The sequence below is a fragment of the Pseudomonas sp. c313 genome, from assembly GCF_055407145.1.
Map to the genome: position 1 here is coordinate 296,082 of NZ_JBUZRD010000003.1, position 22,951 is coordinate 319,032.

General features: G+C 58.7%; 22 protein-coding genes and 1 pseudogene. 14 read left to right on the forward strand and 9 right to left on the reverse strand.

All coding sequences use genetic code 11. The annotated features are described in order from the left end of the window. Positions 1–41: 41 nt before the first annotated feature. The 3 genes from alg8 to yaaA all read right to left on the reverse strand — a co-directional run bounded on the left by alg8 (position 42) and on the right by yaaA (position 4,544). Entirely contained in the window at positions 42–1,523 is a 1,482-nt protein-coding gene (alg8, locus tag ACZRKZ_RS10860) for a mannuronan synthase (protein WP_178114382.1), read from the reverse strand. 101 nt (positions 1,524–1,624) lie between these two features. Beyond that, complete coding sequence (locus tag ACZRKZ_RS10865; protein ID WP_463967112.1) at positions 1,625–2,941, reverse strand: nucleotide sugar dehydrogenase; 1,317 nt, start codon at positions 2,939–2,941, stop codon at positions 1,625–1,627. Between the two features lie 823 nt (positions 2,942–3,764). Continuing rightward, positions 3,765–4,544: a peroxide stress protein YaaA gene (yaaA, locus tag ACZRKZ_RS10870; RefSeq protein ID WP_463981593.1), complete on the reverse strand. Its 780-nt coding sequence runs from the start codon at positions 4,542–4,544 to the stop codon at positions 3,765–3,767. A gap of 120 nt (positions 4,545–4,664) precedes the next feature. On the opposite strand from yaaA, the gene ACZRKZ_RS10875 reads away from it, so the two are divergent. The 5 genes from ACZRKZ_RS10875 (at position 4,665) to moaE (ending at position 8,812) form a co-directional block, all read left to right on the forward strand. Further along, a complete protein-coding gene (locus ACZRKZ_RS10875) occupies positions 4,665–5,789 on the forward strand; it encodes a polysaccharide deacetylase family protein (protein ID WP_463981594.1) in 1,125 nt (374 codons plus the stop codon). A 347-nt stretch (positions 5,790–6,136) separates the two neighbouring features. Then, on the forward strand, positions 6,137–7,531 hold the full coding sequence (locus tag ACZRKZ_RS10880) for a PhoH family protein (RefSeq protein WP_463967109.1): 1,395 nt from the start codon (positions 6,137–6,139) through the stop codon (positions 7,529–7,531). A 116-nt stretch (positions 7,532–7,647) separates the two neighbouring features. Continuing rightward, on the forward strand, positions 7,648–8,121 hold the full coding sequence (gene moaC, locus ACZRKZ_RS10885) for a cyclic pyranopterin monophosphate synthase MoaC (protein WP_350612463.1): 474 nt from the start codon (positions 7,648–7,650) through the stop codon (positions 8,119–8,121). Next, the gene (gene moaD, locus ACZRKZ_RS10890) at positions 8,118–8,360 is read left to right on the forward strand and encodes a molybdopterin converting factor subunit 1 (protein ID WP_149410969.1); all 243 of its coding nucleotides are present in this window, start codon (positions 8,118–8,120) and stop codon (positions 8,358–8,360) included. The genes moaC and moaD overlap by 4 nt, the downstream gene beginning before the upstream one ends. A gap of 2 nt (positions 8,361–8,362) precedes the next feature. Next, a complete protein-coding gene (gene moaE, locus ACZRKZ_RS10895; protein WP_149410970.1) occupies positions 8,363–8,812 on the forward strand; it encodes a molybdopterin synthase catalytic subunit MoaE in 450 nt (149 codons plus the stop codon). Positions 8,813–8,880: 68 nt separating this feature from the next. Here the strand turns inward: moaE and ACZRKZ_RS10900 are convergent, their stop codons facing one another. From ACZRKZ_RS10900 to ACZRKZ_RS10910, 3 genes are all read right to left on the reverse strand, one after another. Further along, positions 8,881–10,017 carry an NAD(P)/FAD-dependent oxidoreductase gene (locus tag ACZRKZ_RS10900; protein WP_463981595.1) on the reverse strand — a complete coding sequence of 379 codons (1,137 nt, stop codon included), beginning with the start codon at positions 10,015–10,017 and terminating at the stop codon, positions 8,881–8,883. Between the two features lie 139 nt (positions 10,018–10,156). Further along, positions 10,157–11,632, reverse strand: a complete 1,476-nt coding sequence (rhlB, locus tag ACZRKZ_RS10905) for an ATP-dependent RNA helicase RhlB (protein ID WP_463967107.1) — start codon at positions 11,630–11,632, stop codon at positions 10,157–10,159. Positions 11,633–11,728: 96 nt separating this feature from the next. Then, complete coding sequence (locus ACZRKZ_RS10910) at positions 11,729–12,385, reverse strand: alpha/beta hydrolase (RefSeq protein ID WP_463981596.1); 657 nt, start codon at positions 12,383–12,385, stop codon at positions 11,729–11,731. A gap of 461 nt (positions 12,386–12,846) precedes the next feature. On the opposite strand from ACZRKZ_RS10910, the gene ACZRKZ_RS10915 reads away from it, so the two are divergent. The 4 genes from ACZRKZ_RS10915 (at position 12,847) to ACZRKZ_RS10930 (ending at position 17,029) form a co-directional block, all read left to right on the forward strand. Next, complete coding sequence (locus tag ACZRKZ_RS10915; RefSeq protein WP_133099771.1) at positions 12,847–13,875, forward strand: amino acid ABC transporter substrate-binding protein; 1,029 nt, start codon at positions 12,847–12,849, stop codon at positions 13,873–13,875. A gap of 72 nt (positions 13,876–13,947) precedes the next feature. Further along, the gene (locus ACZRKZ_RS10920) at positions 13,948–15,129 is read left to right on the forward strand and encodes an amino acid ABC transporter permease (protein WP_463981597.1); all 1,182 of its coding nucleotides are present in this window, start codon (positions 13,948–13,950) and stop codon (positions 15,127–15,129) included. Between the two features lie 10 nt (positions 15,130–15,139). Then, positions 15,140–16,237 (forward strand): amino acid ABC transporter permease, encoded by a 1,098-nt coding sequence (locus tag ACZRKZ_RS10925; RefSeq protein ID WP_463967103.1) that lies wholly within the window; start codon positions 15,140–15,142, stop codon positions 16,235–16,237. Between the two features lie 27 nt (positions 16,238–16,264). After that, a complete protein-coding gene (locus ACZRKZ_RS10930; RefSeq protein ID WP_017340656.1) occupies positions 16,265–17,029 on the forward strand; it encodes an amino acid ABC transporter ATP-binding protein in 765 nt (254 codons plus the stop codon). A 107-nt stretch (positions 17,030–17,136) separates the two neighbouring features. On the opposite strand, the pseudogene ACZRKZ_RS10935 reads toward ACZRKZ_RS10930, so the two are convergent. Then, positions 17,137–17,235 (reverse strand): annotated as a pseudogene (locus ACZRKZ_RS10935) (YgiT-type zinc finger protein); the annotation flags it as partial. Between the two features lie 100 nt (positions 17,236–17,335). On the opposite strand from ACZRKZ_RS10935, the gene ACZRKZ_RS10940 reads away from it, so the two are divergent. From ACZRKZ_RS10940 to ACZRKZ_RS10960, 5 genes are all read left to right on the forward strand, one after another. Then, a complete protein-coding gene (locus tag ACZRKZ_RS10940) occupies positions 17,336–17,995 on the forward strand; it encodes a FadR/GntR family transcriptional regulator (protein ID WP_463981598.1) in 660 nt (219 codons plus the stop codon). Further along, positions 17,985–19,310: a CynX/NimT family MFS transporter gene (locus tag ACZRKZ_RS10945; protein ID WP_463981599.1), complete on the forward strand. Its 1,326-nt coding sequence runs from the start codon at positions 17,985–17,987 to the stop codon at positions 19,308–19,310. Before ACZRKZ_RS10940 ends, ACZRKZ_RS10945 begins: the two co-directional genes overlap by 11 nt. 154 nt (positions 19,311–19,464) lie before the next feature. Further along, the gene (locus ACZRKZ_RS10950; protein ID WP_463967100.1) at positions 19,465–19,935 is read left to right on the forward strand and encodes a nuclear transport factor 2 family protein; all 471 of its coding nucleotides are present in this window, start codon (positions 19,465–19,467) and stop codon (positions 19,933–19,935) included. A gap of 36 nt (positions 19,936–19,971) precedes the next feature. Further along, complete coding sequence (locus tag ACZRKZ_RS10955; RefSeq protein ID WP_133099765.1) at positions 19,972–20,271, forward strand: GIY-YIG nuclease family protein; 300 nt, start codon at positions 19,972–19,974, stop codon at positions 20,269–20,271. A gap of 85 nt (positions 20,272–20,356) precedes the next feature. Beyond that, the gene (locus ACZRKZ_RS10960) at positions 20,357–21,292 is read left to right on the forward strand and encodes a glutathione S-transferase family protein (protein ID WP_463981600.1); all 936 of its coding nucleotides are present in this window, start codon (positions 20,357–20,359) and stop codon (positions 21,290–21,292) included. A 91-nt stretch (positions 21,293–21,383) separates the two neighbouring features. Here the strand turns inward: ACZRKZ_RS10960 and ACZRKZ_RS10965 are convergent, their stop codons facing one another. Continuing rightward, positions 21,384–21,734, reverse strand: coding sequence for a glutaredoxin family protein (locus ACZRKZ_RS10965; protein ID WP_463981601.1), 351 nt, complete (start codon positions 21,732–21,734; stop codon positions 21,384–21,386). After that, entirely contained in the window at positions 21,734–22,738 is a 1,005-nt protein-coding gene (gene yejK, locus ACZRKZ_RS10970) for a nucleoid-associated protein YejK (protein ID WP_133099762.1), read from the reverse strand. The genes ACZRKZ_RS10965 and yejK overlap by 1 nt, the downstream gene beginning before the upstream one ends. Positions 22,739–22,951 lie beyond the last annotated feature (213 nt).

Consider the following 22,951-nt stretch of genomic DNA (forward strand, 5'->3'; position numbering starts at 1 on the left):
TCATGGCGGTGTAATTCCTAGTTAATTCAGGCTTGGCAGGGTCAAACCATCATCAGCAACACGGCAACGAAGATGCTGCCGGCGGAGAAGGTCATGGTCCGAGACGACCAGGTGTTGAACCAACGTTGAAAGCTGGCCAAATCGCGGGTCAGTTTGGTGTCCTGGCGGGTCCAGGACTGTTGATCGAGGCGGAAGAACACGTAAATTTTTACCAGCGCGCCGACGATCTGGTTGTAATAGAGAATCACCGGGTAGGCCGGGCCGATCTTGTGGCCGGAACACGACAGCAGCAGGGTCAGGATCAGGCGGGTGATGCCGATCCACAGCAGGTAGGCGAGGATGAACGCGCCGCCGTATTTGAAGCTGGCGATGATCGCCACGGTCAGGCCCAGCAAGGATGTCCACATCGACACGCGCTGGTCGAACAGCACCACGCTGGTGAACGCCCCGAGGCGTTTCACACCCAGGCCCAGGGCCCGGGAGTTCTGCCGCAGGTTGTTGCCGTACCAACGGAACATCAGTTTGCGGCTGGCCTTGATAAAGCTCTTTTCCGGTGGATGCTCGACGGTGTTGATCGCGGCATCCGGCACGTAGAAGGTGTCGTAGCCCAGGCGCATCAGGCTGAACCAGCTGGACTTGTCATCGCCGGTCAAGAACTTGAAGCGGCCCAGGCGCCAGTGTTGCAGCGAGTCGCTTTCGACGTCGGCGATAAAGCTCGGGTCGGTGACGACGCTGGCGCGGAACACCGACATGCGCCCGGTCATGGTCAGCACGCGCTTGGACAGCGCCATGGAGCACATGTTGATGTGGCGCTGGGCGAAGCGCAGTTTGTGCCACTCGCTCATGATGTAGCCGCCGCGTACTTCGCAGAACTCGTTGGTGGTCAGGCCGCCGACATTGCCGAATAGCTGGAACCACGGCACGGTCTTGCGCACGACGCCTTCGGCGAGCACGGTGTCGCCGTCGATCACTGCAACCACGGCGCGGTCGTCCGGCAGGTGGCGGGAGATGGCGCGGAAACCGTAGGCCAGGCCGTCACGCTTGCCGGTGCCGGCGATGCGCACGAAGTCCAGCTCAACGTGGGCCGGTGGGTTCATCTTTTCCCAAAGGCTCTTGACCAGCAGCTCATCGGACATCTCCACCAGGGAGCAGACCACGGTGGTGGGGAAGCCGCATTCGATGGCTTCGCGGATCACCGAGCGGTAGACCTGGGCAGTGGTCAGCGCATCGATACGAAAGCTGGTGACCATCAGGAATACGTGAGACGGGTCTGCCGACTTGCCCAATTTGCGCACTTTGCGCCGCAGGTGCGGGTAGACCACGTAGAGAAACAGCATGCCGCGCACAAAGTGTGTGGCACCCATGGAGTAGCGCCAGATGCCGACGGCGCCAATCAGGAATATGAAGTCCTTGGACTCGGAGTCGAAGATGGTCGCCGGCAATGCCAGGGCCAGGCCCATCAACAGGCTTAAAAACAAAAGCCAGCCAGCGGATTGAAGTAGCACGTGTTTTAGCTTGGACATAAGCGTCATCCGAAGGTGAAGGAGGCTTCAAGCCGCAAGCTACAAGCTGCAAGTGAAGCGCTTTTAACTTGCCGCTTGAAGCTTGCAGCTCGCTGCTGCTCTTACCAGCAAATACCTTCGGTACGGCCACTCACGCTGGTGGCTTTGGACATGAAACCGACCAGGTCGACCACTTGCTTGCCGTGGGGCGCGGTCTGGGCCAGGGCGCGGAATTTCTCGTCGCGGTTGCCGAGGACGATCACGTCGCAGTTGTTGATCACGTCGTCGAAGTCCGAGTTGAGCAGGGACGACACGTGGGGGATCTTCGACTCGATGTAATCCTTGTTGGCGCCGTGGACACGGGCGTACTCGACGTTACTGTCGTAGATGCTCAGGTCGAAGCCCTTGCCGATCAGCATTTCCGCCAGTTCCACCAGGGGGCTTTCGCGCAGGTCATCGGTGCCGGCCTTGAAGCTCAGGCCCAGCAGGGCAACCTTGCGCTTGTCGTGGCCGGAGATGATGTCGAAGGCGTTCTGCACCTGGGACTCGTTGCTGCGCATCAGCGAGTTGAGCAGTGGTGCTTCCACGTCCAGGGAACTGGCGCGGTAGGTCAGGGCGCGCACGTCCTTGGGCAGGCAGGAACCGCCGAAGGCAAAGCCCGGACGCATGTAGTACTGGGACAGGTTGAGGGTCTTGTCCTGGCAGACCACTTCCATCACTTCGCGGCCATCGACACCCACTGCCTTGGCGATGTTGCCGATTTCGTTGGCGAAGGTCACTTTGGTCGCATGCCAGACGTTGCAGGTGTACTTGATCATCTCGGCGACGGCGATGTCCTTGCGGATGATCGGCGCGTCGAGCTCTTCGTACAGCGACTGCAGGACATCGCCGGAGGCTTTGTCGAATTCGCCGATGACGGTCATCGGTGGCAAGTCGTAGTCGGCGATGGCGGTGCTTTCACGCAGGAATTCAGGGTTGACCGCGACGCCGAAGTCGACGCCGGCTTTCTTGCCCGAGCAGTCTTCGAGAATCGGGATCACCACATTGGCCACGGTGCCCGGCAATACGGTGCTGCGCACCACGATGGTGTGGCGGGTGGTCTTGTCCCGCAGGACAAAACCGATCTCGCGGCACACCGCTTCGATGTAGTTGAGTTCCAGGTCGCCGTTCTTCTTGCTCGGCGTGCCGACGCAAATCATCGACAGGTCGGTATCGCGGATTGCGTCGGCGAAGTTGGTGGTGCCGCGCAGTCGGCCGGTTTTAATACCCTGGCTCAACAGTTCGCCCAGACCCGGTTCAACGATGGGGGATTTACCCGCATTGATCAGGTCGATCTTATCCTTGGAGATGTCTACGCCAATGACCTCATGGCCCCGTGCAGACAGGCAACCGGCACAGACTGCGCCAACGTAACCCAAACCAAATATGCTGATGCGCATCGCATTTACCTCTGTGTTAATCATGCCATTAGATGGCCGGAGTTCATGTTTTAAAGCGTCACTCATGCACTAGGAGATGCAGCGAATAGACGCCCCATTGCCATGTACAGGCATATTAAAAATCGAGTGACTAACTAATGCACTCAAGTTGTGCGCAACTTGGCCTTGTTATTGAGGCTTGCTCTAAAATGCAGCCAGGCTTCCTTTTGGAATGCCTGGTGCCAGTGCTGCAAGGATTCGATATTGACTTTTAGGTCTTTAATATCAATGCCTTGGGTTGTCTCACTGGCCCGCATAGGTAAGCTCAGCCTTGGCCTTGTAGGGGATGGCTGTGAAGCCTTATCGCCCGTCCTCAACTAATCAGTTGATGGTTTGACCATCGAGCCAAAGTGTATGTGACATACTTGGCTACTTCCGTTGGTCGCTGTGTAAGTAATCTCGTACAAGGAAAGAGATAATCGTTACCGGTGGTATGAGCGGTGCTTTAGGACATAGTTCCTGGCCGCTCATCCTGTTTCCGGAAATTTCTTGAAATATTGAGAAAGATGGCACTGGTAGTGGAGTGATAGCACTTGCTGCTTTAGTCAGTAGTTGTAGGGAGTTGCGGGGTTTAAATGGTTTTGTGCCACTACTGATTTAAAAAAGTGGTGCCACTACAAAAAAAACTGACGAATGTCGAGTGAAAGAATCGTTATAAATTCTGAAGAATAATTTTTGACGCCAAATAAATGACGATTTTCCGCGAAGGAAAGGGAGGAGGAGAGGCTTTTGTGGAGAGGGGGCTCGCCCACTCTCCACAGGTTGTGCGTTGTCAGGGGTAGCCTTATTCCGGTGCGTGGTCGCGCAAAAACACCAGGTTATCCGGCTTGGACTGCTCGGCATTGAAGCGATAACCCTGGGCATCAAACTGCTTGAGCAAGGTCGGGTCGTTGATGCGTTCTTCAATCACAAAGCGGCTCATCATGCCTCGGGCCTTCTTGGCGTAGAAGCTGATGATCTTGTACTGGCCGTTTTTCAGGTCCTTGAACTCGGTGTTGATGATCCGTGCGTTCAAGGCCGGGCGCTTGACCGCCGAGAAGTACTCGTTGGAGGCCAGGTTGAGCAAAACGTCATCGCCCTGTTCGACCAGGGCTTCGTTGAGCCACTCGCTAATACGGGTTCCCCAGAAGGCGTACAGGTCCTTGCCACGTGCGTTGGCCAGTTTGGTGCCCATCTCCAGCCGGTAAGGCATCATCAGGTCCAGGGGGCGCAGCAGGCCGTACAGGCCGGAGAGCATGCGCAGGTGATCCTGGGCGTAGGCGAAGTCGGCGTCCTTGAAGGTCTCGGCATTCAGGCCGGTGTAGACGTCGCCCTTGAACGCCAGCAACGCCTGTTTGGCGTTGGCCGGTGTGAAGGCTGGGGTCCAACTGCCAAAGCGCGCCGCGTTGAGGCCGCCGATCTTGTCGGAGACGTGCATCAGCTCGCTGATCTGCGCTGGGCTCAGCTCGCGCAATTGCTCGATCAGCTCCTGGGAGTGGTCGAGATATTGCGGCTGGGTAAAGCGCGGGGTCACCGGCGGTGACTCGAAATCGAGGGTTTTGGCTGGGGAAATCACCATCAGCATGAAGTCGTCTCCTGTAATCGTCGGGGGATTCTAGGGGCTGGGGCGGTTTGACTCCACCTATGATGCTGATAGGGGGTGATCGGCTATAGTGCCCGACGACTCTGGAGATGGAGACCCTCTGTGCGAATTGCGCTTTTATTGTCAGCCTGGCTGGTGTGTTTGAATATTCAGGCGGCGCCGGTGGATGTGGCCAGCCTGGACCGCAGCACCTGGCCCGAGAAATTGAGTAGCCCGGCGCTGTTCGATGTGGCATCCCGGGCGGAAATCCTGATGTTCGCCCGTGCCTTGCTGGCCAGCGAAGCCCTTGATGAACCTGCCCTCAAACAGCGCCTGGGCCTGAAGATCATCAACCTGGGGTCCATCGACGACTTGCGCCGCCAGCTGTGGCAACGGCTGCTGGAAAACTACACGTTCGCCCAGCAAAGCTGTGAGCAGGACGCCTCGTTCTGCTACCTGGTGGAAAGCATGGACGACCTGCGTGAGCAGGCCGGCAAGTTCGAGGTCAGCGACAGCTCCTTCTACATAGGCTGGGCCGCGCCAAGCCGGGCTTTCCACGAGCGTTACCTGGATGAACAACTGCGCAAGGCCGCGCTGTTCCCGCAAATCAGCAGCGAAGTGGCGCGCTTCGGCGACCATGAGCGTAACGGCAATGAGCTGAACGACCGCCTGTTTTTGTTGACCTTCGACGGCGGCCCGGCGCCGACCAGCGGCAATACCGATTGGCTCGCCGACTACCTGCGCAAACAGAAAATGAACGCCACGTTCTTCGCCCTCGGCAACAGCCTGCAGATGCGTCTGGAGAAAAGTTCGCCTGCCGATGTGCAGGCGCTTTATCAGGACCAGTGTGTCGGCATCCAGGGCTGGCAGTACCGCTCCCACAGTCATTGGGTTGACTGGCAAAGTTCGATCACCCGCAGTGCCACGCTGGTGCAGAACCTGTTGCCGGAAAACTATGTGCCGTTGTTCCGGCCGCCGTATGGCCAGCGTCGCGCTGATGCCCAGGGGTTTTTCCAGTCTCAGGGGCTGCAAGTGGCGTTGTGGGACATCGATTCGGAGGATGAGGCGGGCAAACTCAAGGCCGATGAGTCCGCCCAGCGGGTACTGACGTTGATGCTGCTGTGGCGCCGTGGGGTGATTGTGTTCCATGACACTCAGGACAAGGCACGAGTGGCGCTGCCCTGGCTGTTGCAGGCGACGGCTGAAAGTGGACTCGGCTGGCAGGATTGTCGCGAAGCGTTTCGCTGAAACGACAAGATGCCTGGCCCTGTTGGGGTTGAGGGTTTTTTGGGGCGAAAACGGGAAAAATTTCGATACAGGCGGACTTCTGACTTTAACGGTGCATCGGGCGCTCGCCTAGTGCTATTCGTCATCCTGAAAAATAAACTTCAAAAAAGCGTCAAAGTGCTTTTTTCTGTCATGGGTTTTGCGGTATTACGAAGACAGACAGCCGAAACCTGCAACACAGGTGGCGTCTTCCAAGACTCCTCTTGTGTGCAACGCACTTGACGTCCCTCAGGTGTGTTCGGTGGTCGAATCGAGGCGCAGCACTGTCACGGTATTGCGTCGACTGGCTCCCACAAAGGTGACCGAGTATGGATGATCATGGACGTAACCCTTCTTCCAACCAGCCAATCCTTTATGTGCTTGATACCAACGTATTGATCCACGATCCAAACGCGCTGCTCAATTTCGAAGAACACCACGTCGCCATCCCGATGATCGTGCTTGAGGAACTCGACAAACTTAAAAGCGGGCCTCACAGCGTTGCCGCCGAATGTCGCCAGGCCATCCGCTTGATCGACAAGACCCTGGGCGAAGCGTCACCCGCCGACGTCGAGGTGGGCGTACCGATCCAGCGCGGTAAAAGCGGGCCCAAGGGCTTGCTGTCGATTCTGATGAACAAGCGCAGCGAGCCCAACAGCCTGCTGCCGGAAAATCTGAACGACAACAAAATCATCAACCAATTGATCGACCTGCACACACGCGACAAGGACCTGCGCCTGGTGCTGGTGACCAAAGACATCAATATGCGCCTCAAGGCACGAGCGTGTGGGATCGCTGCCGAGGACTACAGTACCGACCAACTGGTCGACGATGTGTCGATGCTTTCCCGTGGTTATCACAACATGACCGGCTCGTTCTGGGATCGCGTCAGCAAGGTCGAAACCCGTCAGGACCATGGCCGCACCTGGCACCAGGTACAACTGATCGACAACCTGCCGGCCGTGCACATCAACGAATTCATCATCGACGAACAGGGCTTTGTCGGCTGGATCAAGGAGATCCAGGTCGATAAATTGCTGATCCTCGACCTGCATCAGGAACCCCTGTTGCACCAGGAAGCCTGGGGCCTGAAACCGCGTGACATTTACCAGAGCCTGGCGCTGTATGCCCTGCTCGATCCGGACATCCACCTGGTCAACCTGACCGGCGCCGCAGGCTCGGGGAAAACCATCCTCGCCCTGGCTGCCGCCATCGAGCAGACCATGGTCACCAAACGTTATCGCCGCATCATCGCCACCCGCAGCGTGCAGGGCCTGGACCAGGAAATCGGTTTCCTGCCCGGCACCGAGGCGGAAAAAATGGAGCCGTGGCTGGGGGCGATCACCGACAACCTCGAAGCCTTGCACATGGATGACGAAAACACCCATGGCAGCGTCGACTACATCCTCAGCAAAGTGCCGTTGCAGTTCAAATCCCTCAACTACATCCGGGGTCGCAGCTTCCAGCAAAGCCTGATCTTGATCGATGAATGCCAGAACCTCACGCCGCACCAGATGAAAACCATCATCACCCGTGCAGGCGCCGGCTCTAAAGTGGTGTGCCTGGGCAACCTGGCACAAATCGACACCCCTTACCTGTCCGCGACCAGCTCCGGGCTGACCTACCTGACGGAACGCTTCAAGGACTTCCCCAACGGCGTGCACATCGCCCTGCAAGGGGTTCCACGTTCGATTCTGGCGGAATACGCCGAATCCCACCTGTAACACCAACCGCAACCGGGCGACGATGCTGTCGCCCGGTTTCTACTGCGACATAAAACGCGCGTACGCAAAATTGACCCACAGGTTTACAATCCCTGCTTCTGATCAGGAGTATCCCTGTGCTAACTCATCTCGATTCCCAAGGTCGCGCCCACATGGTCGACGTCACTGAAAAAACCGTGACGTTCCGTGAAGCGGTGGCCGAAGCGCGGGTGCGTATGCTGCCCGGCACCCTGAAAATGATCGTCGACGGCGCCCACCCCAAGGGCGACGTGTTTGCCGTGGCGCGGATCGCCGGGATCCAGGCAGCGAAGAAGACCAGTGATTTGATCCCCCTGTGTCACCCGCTGATGCTCACCGGCGTCAAGGTCGAACTCAGTGCCGAAGGCGACGACGCGGTACATATCGTCGCCCGCTGCAAGCTGTCCGGCCAGACTGGCGTGGAGATGGAAGCGCTGACCGCGGCCAGTGTTGCTGCCCTGACCATCTACGATATGTGCAAGGCAGTGGACCGTGGCATGACCATCGAAAGTATTCGCCTGCTGGAAAAACTCGGCGGCAAAAGTGGGCATTTCAAGGCGGATGAACAATGAGTATCACAGTGCTGTTTTTTGCCCGCTATCGCGAAGCCGTGGATCTGGACTCGCTGGAGGTCGAAGGCGATTTCGCCACGGTTGAGGCCGTGCGCCAGGCGTTGGCAGCAGATCCCGAATTTGAAGTGCTCAACGAAACCGGCTTGATGTGCGCCCGCAATGAAGAGCTTTGTTCGCTCGACGAGCCGCTGGCTGACGGTGATGAAGTGGCTTTTTTCCCCCCCGTGACCGGAGGCTAAGCATGGCGATTCGTGTGCAGGCCCAGCCCTTTGATCCAGGCGCGGAAGTCAACGCCATGCATGCGGCTAACGTTGGCGTTGGCGCGGTGGTGAGTTTTGTCGGTTACGTGCGCGACTTCAACGACGGCCTCGATGTGGCGGGAATGTTCCTGGAGCACTATCCAGGCATGACCGAAAAGGCCCTCGGCAAGATCGCCGTGGAGGCTGAACAACGCTGGCCGTTGCTCAAGCTGGAAGTGTTGCACCGCATCGGCGCCTTGGAGCCCGGCGAACCTATCGTTTTCGTTGCCGCTGCCAGTGCTCATCGCCAGGCGGCCTTTGATGCCTGCGCGTTTGTGATGGACTACCTGAAAACGCGTGCGCCGTTCTGGAAGAAGGAAAACACTAACGAAGGGGCGCGCTGGGTGGAAGGGCGCGACAGCGATCATGCGGCGGCCGATCGCTGGAAATAAATAGTGGGTGCTGCACTTGTGGTGAGTGGGCTTGTTGTGGCGATCCGACAAGCCCGCTCGCCACAGGGTTATTCTGAGGTTTTCAGTCTGTGTGGCGACAACATCGCCTCTGTCAACCCAAACCCTGCCAGTGCCTGCGGCAACTTCTCACCCCGCACCAGCGCCGCACTGGCCTGACCCATGGCTGGCGATGTTTGAATCCCATAACCACCCTGAGCGGCAACCCAGAACAACCCCTCCACCTGCGGATCAAACCCGCACACCAGGTCCCCATCACTGACAAAACTGCGCAACCCGGCCCACGTTCGTGTCGGGCGGCGGATAGTCAGGGTGGTGGCTTCTTCGATCTGATAGATACCCATGGCAATGTCCAGCTCTTCAGGCTGCACATCATGGGGCTCGACGGGGTCGGCATTGGCCGGTGAGCCGAGGAACATGCCCGCGTCGGGTTTCATATAGAACGAACCGTCGAGGGCCGCCAGCTCCGGCCAGGAGTGGATGTCTAGTTCGGCAGGAGGCGCGAAGATGAATGCGCTACGCCGCTTGGGTTGCAGGCCGATTTTTCGGGCACCGGCCAGTTCGCCGAGAGTATCGGCCCATGCGCCAGCGGCATTGATAATAACCGGGGCGCTGAAGCGTTGTTGTGAGGTGCGGATCAGCCACTGACCCTGGCTGTCGCGGGTCAGTTGCAGCACCTCATTGTCGGTGTGGATTTCACCGCCATTGCGCCGAATGCCACGCAAGTAACCCTGATACAGCGCGTCGGTATCGATGTCACAGACCGTCGGATCGTAAATCCCTCCATGGACTTTCTCCCGGCGCAGGATCGGCATCATGGCCATCGACTCCTCGACGTTGAGCAGCCGTGTTTCGGGCACCAGGGCCTTGGCACTCAGGTATTGGCGCTGCAGCTCAGCGGGATCGTCAATCAAGTCCACCAGCAATTCACCACGAGGCGTGAGCAGTGGATGCTCGGCGAAACCTGTGGGCGGGTGATCGAAGAAGGCGCGGCTGCCGAGGGTGAGGGCACGCACTTGGGGCGTACCGTAGGCAGCGATGTACAGGGCGGCTGAGCGGCCGGTGGAGTGGTAACCCGGCAGCGATTCGCGCTCCAGTACGATGACGCGGGCATGTTGCGACAGCCAGTAACCGGCGGACGCCCCAGCGATTCCACCGCCGATAATGATGTAGTCGGCCTGGTTCATGTGTTCCTCCTTGAAGGCTCTTCTGTAGGAGCGAGCTTGCTCGCGAAAAACTCAAGGGCACCGCGTTTATCCAGGATGCACGCGTTATCGTTAACGTTTTTCGCGAGCAAGCTCGCTCCTACAGAAAGCGGCGTAGTCCTTAAGGCCGTTTGCGCTCCACCGGGCGCAACAAATGCGTGGTCGGCGTTTCGCAACTGATCTTGCGGCCCAGCAGGGTTTCGATCGACGGCAACTGATAGGAGTCATCTTCACCGGCAAAGCTGATGGACACGCCAGCGGCACCTGCGCGACCGGTACGGCCGATGCGGTGTACGTAGTCGTCCGGTACTTCCGGCAGGGTGAAGTTGATCACGTGGCTGATGCCTTCGATATGAATCCCACGGCCGGCCACGTCGGTGGCCACCAGCACGCGAATCTTGCCTTCGCGAAAACCTTCCAGCGTCTTGATACGCTTGTGCTGCGGTACGTCGCCGGACAATTGCGCAGCGTTGACGCCGTCACGCACCAGGCGTTCTTCGATGCGCCGCACTTCGTCCTTGCGGTTGGCAAAGACCATGACCCGTTCCCAGCCGTTGTCGTTGATCAAGTTGTAGAGCAACTTGTACTTGTCGGCGCCGGCAACGGCGTAGATGTGCTGTTCGACGTTTTCGCTGGCAACGTTCAGCGCTTCGATCTCGACGATGGACGGCTCAGTGGTCCACTGCTTGGCGAGGTTCATCACGTCTTCAGTGAAGGTCGCGGAGAACAGCAGGGTCTGGCGTTCGTCTTTCGGCGGGGTCTGGCGAATGATCTGACGCACTTGCGGGATGAAACCCATGTCGAGCATGCGGTCGGCTTCGTCCAGCACCATCACTTCGACCATGTCCAGGTGCACGTCGCCGCGCTGGTTGAAGTCCAGCAAACGGCCCGGTGTGGCTACCAGGATGTCGCAGTGGCGTGCTTCCAGGTGCTTGAGCTGTTTGTCGAAGTCCATGCCGCCCACGAACGTCATGACGTTGAGGCCGGTGTACTTGGTCAGGTCGGCGGCGTCTTTGGCGATCTGCACCACCAACTCCCGGGTCGGAGCGATGATCAGCGCACGGGGCTCGCCCATGTAGCGCTCTTTGGGCGGCGGGGTTTGCAGCAGTTGAGTGATGATCGAGATCAGGAACGCGGCGGTCTTGCCGGTGCCGGTCTGCGCGCGACCGATGGCGTCTTTACCCGCCAGGGTGAAACCCAGTACTTGCGCCTGGATCGGCGTGCAGTACGGGAAACCCAGGTCCTGGATGGCGTGCATCAGTTCCGGGGCGAGTTTGAAGTCGTGGAAACGGGTTTTGCCTTCCTGGGGTTCGACTGCGAAGTCTTCCAGTTTCCAGGGAATGACCACCGGTTTGGGCGCTCGCTCGCGGCGAGGCTTCTCCTGGAGCGGCTTCTCAGCGGGCTGTTCTTGCGCGGTTTCAACCGTGGCGGGTGTGGTCACCGGCTCTTTTTTTGGCGAGGCAACAGGTGCGGTCCGGCCTGGCTGCTGACCGTCATTGCGGCTGCCTTGAACGTGGGCGTGGGCACTGGAACCAGGCGCGAGCTGCTCAGCCTCGCTTTTACCGAACATTTTCTTGAGTGCTTTGAGCACGGTCATCTCATCAATTGGTTAAGGAATGTACGCCGGCCAGTGTAATGCAAGAATCGGGCGCGGCGTAGTGCGTTGGTCATACGGCTACACAATGTATGGTTTTCAGCCCAAATGAGTGGTCAACCAGGCACCGATATCGCGTATCTCCTCGGGTAACACTTCGTGGCCCATTGGGTATTCCTGCCATGTCACGGTGACACCACGGGACTTCAAATGCTCATAAGCGCTACGGCCCATGGCGTTCTGTACCACGTCGTCGTACTGACCATGTAGGCACAGCACAGGAATACGCTGTTGGCTGGCGGATAATTCCAGCTCATCGCTGAAGGTCGGTGCGTAAGTGGAGAGGGCAAGTACGCCACCCAAGGCACCCTGCCATTTCAGGAAGGCTGCGTGTAATACCACTGCGCCGCCTTGGGAAAAGCCGGCGAGAAAAATTCGCGAAGGGTCTATTCCGCTGGTTTTTTGCTCCTCGATCAAGTCGGTGACCATTTTCGCCGACTCATCAAGCTGTTCGCGGCTGATGGCCCGGGCCGGGCTCATGGCCAGAATGTCGTACCAACTGGGCATTTCATAGCCGCCGTTGATGGTCACCGCGCGAGTCGGTGCCTGGGGCAAAACGACGCGTGTGGTCAGCAATGTTTCCTGCAGGGCTTCGGCTACCGGCAGGAAGTCGTAGCGATCGGCACCCAGGCCATGCAACCAGATAACGCAGGCGTCTGCGGGCTTGGCGGGCTGAAGAATCAAGGGTTCGGTCATGTTTGCTCCATTAATGTGCGCTCGCTCCGATTGAGTGCGTCGGGACGGTGCGCAGTCGGTTAATCAGTTAAGAAGATGTCGCAAGGTTGAATCTTTTGCTCTTGACCTGCGGCTGAATCGCTTTGGCCGCCAGTGTGGTACGGCGCTTGCTATGCAGAAGCTGAAGTCAGCTCTCTCTTACGGCGGTAACACTATCAGTCACAGCCGTATGGGGGATAGCAAGACCATTGATGGACGTTTGCCACTGCCTGTTACGGGCTTCGCAAACATGAAAGGGCTATCGCCCGTTCGGCTGTTTGGTGAGGGCAAGACGATCCATCGATGGACTTTCTCCTACTGGACTTATAGCGACAGCCTGATGCCGTTTGACCCCAAAAAAAGCCAACACGGGTCGATTTCGCCTCAAAAGGGTGCGGCAGGGCTCAAGCTCCGACACAACAAGAGCAAAACTGGAGGTTTGAATGAAGGTATTGAAATCCACCCTGGCCATCGTGACCGCGGCCGCCGTATTGGGTGTCAGTGGTTTCGCCCAGGCCGGCGCCACCCTGGATGCCGTGCAGAAGAAAGGCTTTGTGCAATGTGGCGTGAGCGACGGTTTGCCGGGCTTCTCGGTACCGGATGCCAGCGGCAAGATCCTCGGGATCGACGCTGACATTTGCCGTGCCGTGGCCGCTGCCGTTTTCGGCGACGCAACCAAGGTCAAATTCAGCCAGTTGAATGCCAAGGAGCGTTTCACCGCGCTTCAGTCCGGCGAAGTTGACGTGCTGTCGCGTAATACCACCTGGACCAGTTCCCGGGATTCGGGCATGGGCCTGGTGTTCGCTGGCGTGACTTACTACGACGGCATCGGCTTCCTGGTAAACAACAAGCTGGGTGTGAAAAGTGCCAAGGAACTGGATGGCGCGACCATCTGCATCCAGGCCGGTACCACTACTGAGCTGAACGTTTCCGACTACTTCCGTGGCAACAACCTCAAGTACACCCCGATCACCTTCGACACCTCCGACGAAAGCGCCAAGTCGCTGGAATCCGGTCGTTGCGACGTGTTGACCTCGGACAAATCCCAGCTCTACGCACAACGCAGCAAGCTGGCGTCCCCTGGTGACTACGTGGTTCTGCCGGAAACCATCTCCAAGGAGCCTCTGGGCCCGGTCGTGCGTAAAGGCGACGAAGAGTGGTTCAGCATCGTCAAGTGGACCCTGTTCGCCATGCTCAACGCCGAAGAAGCCGGTATCACTTCGAAAAACGTTGAAGCCGAAGCCAAATCCACCAAGAACCCTGACGTCGCTCGTCTGCTGGGCGCCGACGGTGAATATGGCAAGGACCTGAAGGTTCGCAAGGACTGGGTCGTGCAGATCGTCAAGCAAGTGGGTAACTACGGCGAAGTGTTCGAGAAGAACCTGGGCAAGAACACCCCTCTGGCTATCGACCGTGGCTTGAACGCGCTGTGGAACAACGGCGGCATTCAATACGCACCACCTGTGCGCTGATCGCTGATGGTTCTATCACCCGGTGGGCCAACCGCCGGGTGATGTTCTGTACCATTATTTCTGGGGCACTTCATGCAAAATCAAATCGGCGCACCAAAGCAGAAGCTCAGCTTCAGCGATCCAAAAGTGCGTGCGTGGCTATTTCAGATCATCACCATTGTCGCGGTGGTCTCGCTGGGCTGGTACCTGTTCAACAACACGCAAACCAACCTTCAGCACCGGGGCATTACCTCGGGTTTTGACTTCCTTGAGCGCAGTGCCGGCTTCGGCATCGCTCAGCATCTGATCGACTACACGGAATCGGACAGCTACGCCCGGGTCTTTGTGATCGGCCTGCTCAACACCTTGCTGGTGACCGTGATCGGCGTGGTCCTGGCGACCCTCCTCGGTTTCATTATTGGTGTGGCGCGGCTGTCGCCGAACTGGATCATCAGCAAACTGGCGACCGTGTATGTGGAAGTGTTCCGCAACATCCCGCCGCTGCTGCAAATCCTGTTCTGGTACTTCGCGGTGTTCCTGACCATGCCGGGGCCGCGTAACAGTCATAACTTCGGTGACACCTTCTTTGTCAGCAGTCGTGGCCTGAACATGCCGGCCGCCATTGCGGCGGACGGATTCTGGGCGTTCGTGGTCAGCGTTGTGGTGGCGATCATCGCCATCGTGCTGATGACCCGCTGGGCCAACAAGCGCTTTGAAGCCACTGGCGTGCCGTTCCACAAGGTCTGGGTGGGCCTGGGCCTGATCCTGGTGATCCCTGCATTGTGCGCGTTGTTGTTCGGTGCACCAGTGCATTGGGAAATGCCGGAACTCAAGGGCTTCAACTTCGTTGGCGGCTGGGTGTTGATTCCAGAACTGCTGGCGCTGACCCTGGCCCTGACGGTGTACACCGCGGCGTTTATCGCCGAGATCGTGCGCTCCGGGATCAAGTCGGTCAGCCACGGCCAGACCGAAGCAGCCCGCTCCCTGGGGCTGCGCCCTGGCCCAACGTTGCGCAAGGTCATCATTCCGCAAGCGTTGCGGGTGATCATTCCGCCGCTGACCAGCCAATACCTGAACCTGGCGAAAAACTCGTCTCTGGCGGCCGGTATCGGTTACCCGGAAATGGTTTCGTTGTTTGCCGGCACGGTGCTCAACCAGACCGGCCAGGCCATCGAAGTCATTGCCATCACCATGAGCGTGTACCTGGCGATCAGCATCAGCATTTCCCTGCTGATGAACTGGTACAACAAGCGCATTGCGCTGATCGAGCGGTGAGGAAACGCCCATGAGTACGCATACTTTCAAACCTGATATGCCGCCACCGAGCAAAGTTTTCGGGCCGATGGCGTGGATGCGCGCCAACATGTTTTCCAGCTGGCTCAATACCCTGCTGACGCTGTTGGCGTTCTACCTGATCTACCTGGTGGTGCCACCGATCCTCAGTTGGGCAATCATCGACGCCAACTGGGTCGGTACTACCCGCGCCGACTGCACCAAGGAGGGCGCCTGCTGGGTGTTTATCCAACAGCGCTTCGGGCAGTTCATGTACGGCTACTACCCCAGCGAGCTGCGCTGGCGTGTGGACATGACCGTGTGGCTGGCCATTGTTGGCGTGGCGCCATTGTTCATCTCGCGCTTTCAACGCAAGGCAGTCTACGGCCTGAGTTTTTTGGTGCTGTATCCGATCATTGCCTACTTCCTGCTACACGGCGGGATCTTCGGCCTGACCAATGTAGCGACCAGCCAATGGGGCGGCCTGATGCTGACTCTGGTGATCGCCACGGTCGGTATCGCCGGGGCCTTGCCGTTGGGCATCCTGCTGGCGCTGGGGCGACGCTCGAACATGCCGGCGATTCGGGTTGTCTGCGTGACCTTCATCGAGTTCTGGCGCGGCGTGCCGTTGATCACCGTGCTGTTCATGTCTTCGGTGATGTTGCCGTTGTTCCTGCCTGAAGGCATGGGCATCGACAAGTTGCTGCGGGCCTTGATCGGCGTGATCCTGTTCCAGTCGGCCTATGTCGCTGAAGTGGTGCGCGGTGGTTTACAGGCGATCCCCAAGGGCCAGTACGAAGCGGCTGCGGCGATGGGCCTGGGCTACTGGCGCAGTATGGGCCTGGTGATCTTGCCCCAGGCGTTGAAGATGGTGATTCCGGGCATCGTCAACACCTTCATTGCGCTGTTCAAGGACACGAGCCTGGTGATCATCATCGGCCTGTTCGACTTGCTCAACAGCGTCAAGCAAGCCGCCGCCGACCCGAAATGGTTGGGTATGGCCACCGAAGGCTATGTGTTTGCGGCCTTGGTGTTCTGGATTTTCTGTTTTGGTATGTCCCGCTATTCCATTCATTTGGAACACAAGCTGGACACAGGCCACAAGCGCTAAGGCTGTACCTAATTTAGGAATTAAGTGATGAGCGAAGCGATCAAACAGCCTGCAAGCCCTGAAGGCATTATCCAGATGCAGGGCGTCAACAAGTGGTACGGCCAGTTCCATGTGTTGAAAGACATCAACCTCAACGTCAAGCAGGGCGAGCGTATCGTGCTGTGTGGCCCGTCGGGTTCCGGCAAGTCCACCACCATCCGCTGCCTTAACCGCCTGGAAGAACACCAGCAAGGCCGCATCGTGGTCGATGGCGTGGAGCTGACCAACGACCTCAAGCAGATCGAAACGGTCCGCCGTGAAGTCGGCATGGTGTTCCAGCACTTCAACCTGTTCCCGCACCTGACCATCCTGCAAAACTGTACGCTGGCGCCGATGTGGGTGCGCAAGATGCCCAAGCGCAAGGCTGAAGAAATTGCCATGCATTACCTGGAGCGCGTGCGCATTCCGGAGCAGGCCCACAAGTTTCCGGGGCAACTGTCCGGCGGCCAGCAACAGCGCGTGGCGATTGCCCGGGCGCTGTGCATGAAGCCGAAAATCATGCTGTTCGATGAGCCGACGTCGGCACTCGATCCGGAAATGGTGAAAGAGGTGCTGGACACCATGATCGGCCTGGCTGAAGACGGCATGACCATGCTCTGCGTAACCCACGAAATGGGCTTTGCCCGTACTGTGGCGAACCGGGTGATCTTCATGGACAAGGGTGAGATCGTTGAACAGGCGGCGCCGAATGACTTCTTCGATAATCCGCAGAATGATCGAACCAAGTTGTTCTTGAGCCAGATTCTGCATTGATCTGTGGATGATGCTTAAAAGTAAGCCCGGCCTAGTGCCGGGTTTATTGTTTGGGGCTCAGGAAATCGTGAGGTTTTCATGTTCCTTGTGCTCGGTGTATTTGAAGGTTCCCCGCACTTCTGGCATTCCCAGCCAGAAAGATCATCGACACGCCGCTCCATGCCTTTGACGCTAATGGTTTCGCAGCGACCCTTGAAACGCGTCATGGCATTGTCACGCAAACAACCCTAGTGCGTTGCCCTTGTAGGCAAGTCTGACTACCATGTAGGAAAATTCATCCTATGATTGGATGAAAGGGCGAATCCCATGACAGACATTGCTCCACTGATAAAACGCTCCCTGGTTGATCAGGCCCTGGAGCAACTGCGCCAGCGTATCAATCAGGGCAAATGGGCGATCGGCGAGCGCCTGCCTACCGAGCCTGAGCTGTCCGCCGAACTGGGCATCAGCCGCAATACCGTGCGCGAGGCCATGCGCGTGCTGGCGTTTTGCGGGTTGATCGAGATTCGCCAGGGCGATGGCAGTTACCTGCGCTCAATGACCGACCCGCTGGGGGCGATGAAAGCCTTGTCCCACTGCTCCCTGGCCCAGGCCCAGGAGACGCGGCAGATTCTCGAAGTCGAAGCCATAGGCCTGGCTGCGCTGCGCCGTACTGATGAAGACCTACACGCCCTGCGCCTGGCGTTAAGCGCCAGCGGCGAGCATTACCACGGCGATCTGGAGCACTACATCAGCTGCGATCTGGTGTTCCACAAACGCCTGGTGGACGCCGCCCACAACCCCGCCTTGAGCGAGCTGTACCAGTACTTCTCCAGCATTGTCGGCGCCCAGTTGCGCCAAACCCTCAATATCAAGCCTCGCCGCCAGGCGGTGTTCGACTTGCATGCCGAGCTGCTCGATGCGGTGGAGCAACAGGACCCGGAACGTGCCAAGGCCCTTTGCCGGCAGTTGATCAATGAACCTTGAACCCGAGAACATCATGTTCAGTACAGAAAAGCGCCGTACAGAAAAGCTCCGGCCTGAAAATGCCCCGCGCAAGGCCGAGCTGGAAGAGCTGCTGATCGATGCCGAAGCCGATGATGACGAGGTTCAGCACAGTCATCCGCTGGTGAGTCGCCCCTGGTTGTTGCTGCTGGGCTTGATTCTGGTGGCGCTGAACCTGCGTCCGGCGTTGTCGAGCATGTCGCCCTTGCTCAGCGAAGTGTCCGGCAGCCTCGGCCTGTCGGCAGCCAAGGCGGGTCTGCTGACCACCCTGCCAGTGTTGTGTCTGGGGCTGTTCGCGCCGCTGGCGCCAATCCTCGCCCGGCGTTTTGGTGCCGAGCGAGTGGTGTTGGGGATTTTGCTGACCCTGGCTTGCGGCATCATCCTGCGCAGTTCCTTCGGCGAAGTCGGATTGTTTGCTGGCAGCCTGCTGGCCGGCGCCAGCATCGGCATCATCGGCGTGCTGTTGCCCGGTATCGTCAAGCGTGACTTCGCCAAGCAGGCGGGCACCATGACTGGCGTCTACACCATGGCCCTGTGCCTGGGGGCGGCGCTGGCGGCCGGTGCCACTGTGCCGTTGAGCCAGTATTTTGGTGATAGCTGGGCCATCGGCCTGGGTTTCTGGATTCTTCTGGCGTTGGTGGCTGCACTGTTCTGGCTGCCCCAGGTTGGCCAGAAACACGGCGCCCACCACGTGGCCTATCGCGTGCGCGGTTTGCTGCGTGACCCGCTGGCCTGGCAGGTGACGTTGTACATGGGGCTGCAATCGTCCCTGGCCTACATCGTATTTGGCTGGTTGCCGTCGATCCTGATCGGTCGCGGCTTGACGGCGACCCAGGCAGGCCTGGTGCTTTCAGGTTCGGTGCTCGTGCAACTGGCCAGCTCTCTGGCGGCGCCTTGGTTGGCTACGCGCGGCAAGGACCAGCGCCTGGCTATCGTGGTGGTGATGCTGCTGACCCTTGGCGGCCTGTTCGGTTGCCTGTATGCACCGCTGGACGGTTTGTGGGGCTGGGCGATTCTGCTGGGCCTGGGGCAGGGTGGTACGTTCAGCCTGGCGCTGACCTTGATCGTGCTGCGCTCGCGGGACTCCCACGTGGCGGCCAATTTGTCGAGCATGGCCCAGGGCTTTGGCTACACCCTGGCGTCCCTCGGCCCCTTCGCGGTCGGCCTGGTGCATGACTGGACCGGCAGCTGGGCGGCCGTGGGCTGGATTTTCGCGGTGATCGGTCTCGGCGCGATCATTGCGGGCCTCGGCGCCGGGCGTGCGTTGTATGTGCAAGTCACCAGCGAGAAGCTCTGAACCTACAGATAGACCACTTCCAGTGGCGCCTATGCTCGAAGTTGCGGCATGGTGCCTTATGGCCTTACCCGTGGCATTCCCGCCATAAATGCCGATAGTGTTCCAGGTGCTTGCGCACTATCTTACGTAGCCACCACCCTTTCGGAGCCTGCCCATGAGCGACGCCCATAACGCCCTGATCACTGAGTTCTACAGCGCCTTCCAGCGGTTGGATGCTGAGGCCATGAGCGCTTGCTACACCGATGATGTGGTGTTCAGCGACCCGGCATTTGGCGAGTTGTGCGGGCGAGATGCAGGGGATATGTGGCGCATGCTGACCACACGGGCCAAGGATTTTTCCCTGACCTTCGACGGGGTACACAGTGATGAAATCACCGGTAGCGCCCATTGGGTGGCGACGTATCTGTTCAGCCAGACCGGTAATACAGTGGTTAACGACATCCAGGCGCGCTTTGTCTTTCGCGATGGCAAGATCTGCGAACACCACGATCACTTCGACCTGTGGCGCTGGTCCCGCCAGGCTCTCGGTACCAAGGGACTGCTGTTGGGTTGGACGCCGCTGGTACGCAATGCGGTGCGTGCCCAGGCGTTGAAAGGGTTGAAGGCGTTCCAGGCCAGTCGTTGATAAGATTGGCGCTCTTTTCGTTTGCCAGAACAGTCTGTGAATAGTCCTTCTACCTGTGCTGAAGTTGAGCCAGCAGCGCCCAAAACGTGGTTCGTCTACTTGGTGCGCGCAGCCAATGGCTCGCTGTATTGCGGGATCAGCAATGATCCGCTGCGCCGCTTTGCCTCGCACCAGAGCGGCAAGGGCGCACGATTTTTCCTCTCCAGCCCGGCGGTGGCGCTGGTCTACACCGAAGCTTGCTCCAGCAAAAGCGAAGCCCTGCGTCAGGAGCGGCTGATCAAAAAGCTGAAAAAAAGCGCCAAGGAATGCCTGGCGGCCAGTGGCTTATCAATTTGACTGATAAGTTCCCATCAAGCAGATGGGTAGGCTGTCTGGTCTTCACACGCTAAGCTGCAAGTCCACTCGTTTAGCGGATTCCAGCATGTCTGAGTTGATTCTTCACCATTACCCGGCATCCCCATTCGCGGAAAAAACTCGTCTGATGCTGGGCTTCAAAGGCCTTTCCTGGCATTCGGTGCATATCTCGCCAGTGATGCCCAAGCCCGATCTGACCGCCCTGACCGGTGGCTACCGCAAAACCCCGGTGTTGCAGGTTGGGGCCGATATTTACTGCGATACCGCGATGATTGCCCAACGCCTGGAACAGGCAAAAGCCACCCCGGCGCTCTTTCCTGAAGGCCAGGAGATGATTACCCAGACCTTTGCCGCCTGGGTTGATTCGGTGGTGTTCGCCCATGCCGTCAGCCTGGTGTTCCAACCTGAATCGGTGGCGGTGCGCTTTGCCAAGTTACCGCCGGAAGCGGTCAAGGCGTTTGTCGCCGACCGGACCGCGTTGTTCTCCGGTGGCGCGGCCGTCCGTGTGCCTGCCGAGCAGGCGCGCCATCAATGGCCAGTTATCATGGCGCGCCTGGAGCAACAGTTGCAGCGTGAGCAAGGGGATTTCCTGTTTGGCAAACCGTCGATTGCCGACTTCGCCATGGCGCATCCGTTGTGGTTTCTCAAAGCGACGCCCGTGACATCGCCTCTGGTCGACGTTTATCCCGCCGTATCTACCTGGCATGCGCGGGTCATGGGGTTTGGCCATGGTTCTGCGACTGAAATGAGCGCCGAGCAAGCCCTGGAGGTGGCACGAAACGCCACGCCTGCAGCCTTGCCGGATGAGCTGTTCGAAGAGCCGAATGGCTTCAAGGCTGGCCAGCAGGTAACCATCGCTGCGACCGACTATGGCGTCGACCCTGTGGCGGGTGAGTTGGTGTTCGCCGGTCGCGAGGCGTTGATCCTGCGCCGTACCGATGAGCGTGGCGGCACGGTGCATGTGCACTTTCCACGATTCGGGTTTCGCATTCAGGCTCAGTAGGCAAGCGGTCTAATGTAGGCTTCCAAATCTGAGGTGAATGAGCTTTTGTGGTGAGGGGACAAGCCCTCTCACCACAAGTGATCGGCTCTGGTTATTTGAGCGCCGCCATGATCGCATCCGGGTTGTAATCGCGAATCAGCGTGCCGTTCACGTCCACAAACGGAATCCCGCCACCGCCCAAGGCCTCATAGGCCTTGCGCGCCTGGGCGTCCTTTTCGATATCGACGACCTTATAGGGAATGCCCTTCTGATCGAGAAAACGTTGCGTCTGCTTGCAGTAGCCGCACCAGTCGGTGGAGTACAGCACCACCTTGGTGTTGGCCCTGACCTGCTCTGACACTACCTGCGATGGGTTGAATACCCGCTCGATCTTGCCCCAGTTCTGGAAAACCACCACCACCAGCAACACCAGCAGGACTTTCTTCAGAACCCCGCCCAGCATCAGTTACGGCGCTTGAGCTGGTCAGTCAACTGGGTCGGCAGGCCCTTGATGATCAGGGTGCCAGCGGCTTCGTCGTATTCGATCTTGTCGCCCAGCAGGTGCGCTTCAAAGCTGATGGACAGGCCTTCCGCGCGCCCGGTGAAGCGACGGAACTGGTTAAGGGTGCGTTTGTCGGCCGGGATTTCCGGCGACAAGCCGTAATCCTTGTTGCGGATGTGATCGTAGAAGGCTTTTGGCCGGTCTTCGTCAATCAGCCCCGACAGTTCTTCCAGGCCCATGGGCTCACCAAGTTTGGCCTGGCTGCTGGCGTAATTCACCAAGGTCTTGGTTTTCTCGCGGGCGGATTCGTCCGGCAGGTCTTCGCTTTCAACGAAGTCGCTGAAGGCCTTGAGCAGGGTGCGGGTCTCGCCCGGGCCGTCGATACCTTCCTGGCAGCCGATAAAGTCGCGGAAGTACTCCGAGACCTTTTTGCCGTTCTTGCCCTTGATAAAGGAGATGTATTGCTTGGACTGCTTGTTGTTCTGCCACTCGGACACGTTGATCCGTGCAGCGAGGTGCAGTTGGCCCAGGTCCAGGTGGCGCGAGGGCGTCACGTCCAGCTCATCGGTCACCGCCACGCCTTCACTATGGTGCAGCAGGGCGATGGCCAGGTAGTCGGTCATGCCTTGTTGATAGTGGGCAAACAGCACATGGCCGCCGACGGAGAGGTTGGACTCTTCCATCAGCTTTTGCAGATGCTCGACCGCCACCCGGCTGAACGCAGTGAAATCCAGGCCACCGTCGAAATATTCCTTCAACCAGCCGCTGAACGGGTGCGCGCCCGACTCGGCATGGAAAAAACCCCAGGCCTTGCCTTGTTTGGCGTTATAGCTCTCGTTGAGGTCGGCAAGCATGTTCTCGATGGCGGCCGACTCGGCAAGCTCGGAGTCGCGGGCATGGAGAATAGCAGGGGTGCCGTCGGGTTTTTTGTCGATCAGGTGGACGATGCAATGACGGATCGGCATAGGCTTCTCGGCTGGTTGAGTGGGAGTGGTTGGCCTCCCGGAAAAAGTCGCCAGTGTACCGCACCCGCTGGTCGCGGCGGTGTCCGAAGGGTACTTCGGGAGTCATCCGACGACCCAGATGTGTTTTTTTCACGATTTAGAGCGATAAAGCTGACCAAATGGGTAGGTAGAGGCGGATATTTCCCCGTCTCTGTGCTAGTTTTGCCCCGTCTT

What these genes read in the sequence shown, in the direction of transcription:
- alg8 (WP_178114382.1), bottom strand. Translation starts at nt 1,523, where the DNA reads ATGTCCAAGCTAAAACACGTGCTACTTCAATCCGCTGGCTGGCTTTTG.
- ACZRKZ_RS10865 (WP_463967112.1), bottom strand. Translation starts at nt 2,941, where the DNA reads ATGCGCATCAGCATATTTGGTTTGGGTTACGTTGGCGCAGTCTGTGCC.
- yaaA (WP_463981593.1), bottom strand. Translation starts at nt 4,544, where the DNA reads ATGCTGATGGTGATTTCCCCAGCCAAAACCCTCGATTTCGAGTCACCG.
- ACZRKZ_RS10880 (WP_463967109.1), top strand. Translation starts at nt 6,137, where the DNA reads ATGGATGATCATGGACGTAACCCTTCTTCCAACCAGCCAATCCTTTAT.
- moaD (WP_149410969.1), top strand. Translation starts at nt 8,118, where the DNA reads ATGAGTATCACAGTGCTGTTTTTTGCCCGCTATCGCGAAGCCGTGGAT.
- moaE (WP_149410970.1), top strand. Translation starts at nt 8,363, where the DNA reads ATGGCGATTCGTGTGCAGGCCCAGCCCTTTGATCCAGGCGCGGAAGTC.
- ACZRKZ_RS10900 (WP_463981595.1), bottom strand. Translation starts at nt 10,017, where the DNA reads ATGAACCAGGCCGACTACATCATTATCGGCGGTGGAATCGCTGGGGCG.
- rhlB (WP_463967107.1), bottom strand. Translation starts at nt 11,632, where the DNA reads ATGACCGTGCTCAAAGCACTCAAGAAAATGTTCGGTAAAAGCGAGGCT.
- ACZRKZ_RS10910 (WP_463981596.1), bottom strand. Translation starts at nt 12,385, where the DNA reads ATGACCGAACCCTTGATTCTTCAGCCCGCCAAGCCCGCAGACGCCTGC.
- ACZRKZ_RS10915 (WP_133099771.1), top strand. Translation starts at nt 12,847, where the DNA reads ATGAAGGTATTGAAATCCACCCTGGCCATCGTGACCGCGGCCGCCGTA.
- ACZRKZ_RS10920 (WP_463981597.1), top strand. Translation starts at nt 13,948, where the DNA reads ATGCAAAATCAAATCGGCGCACCAAAGCAGAAGCTCAGCTTCAGCGAT.
- ACZRKZ_RS10925 (WP_463967103.1), top strand. Translation starts at nt 15,140, where the DNA reads ATGAGTACGCATACTTTCAAACCTGATATGCCGCCACCGAGCAAAGTT.
- ACZRKZ_RS10930 (WP_017340656.1), top strand. Translation starts at nt 16,265, where the DNA reads ATGAGCGAAGCGATCAAACAGCCTGCAAGCCCTGAAGGCATTATCCAG.
- ACZRKZ_RS10940 (WP_463981598.1), top strand. Translation starts at nt 17,336, where the DNA reads ATGACAGACATTGCTCCACTGATAAAACGCTCCCTGGTTGATCAGGCC.
- ACZRKZ_RS10945 (WP_463981599.1), top strand. Translation starts at nt 17,985, where the DNA reads ATGAACCTTGAACCCGAGAACATCATGTTCAGTACAGAAAAGCGCCGT.
- ACZRKZ_RS10950 (WP_463967100.1), top strand. Translation starts at nt 19,465, where the DNA reads ATGAGCGACGCCCATAACGCCCTGATCACTGAGTTCTACAGCGCCTTC.
- ACZRKZ_RS10960 (WP_463981600.1), top strand. Translation starts at nt 20,357, where the DNA reads ATGTCTGAGTTGATTCTTCACCATTACCCGGCATCCCCATTCGCGGAA.
- ACZRKZ_RS10965 (WP_463981601.1), bottom strand. Translation starts at nt 21,734, where the DNA reads ATGCTGGGCGGGGTTCTGAAGAAAGTCCTGCTGGTGTTGCTGGTGGTG.
- yejK (WP_133099762.1), bottom strand. Translation starts at nt 22,738, where the DNA reads ATGCCGATCCGTCATTGCATCGTCCACCTGATCGACAAAAAACCCGAC.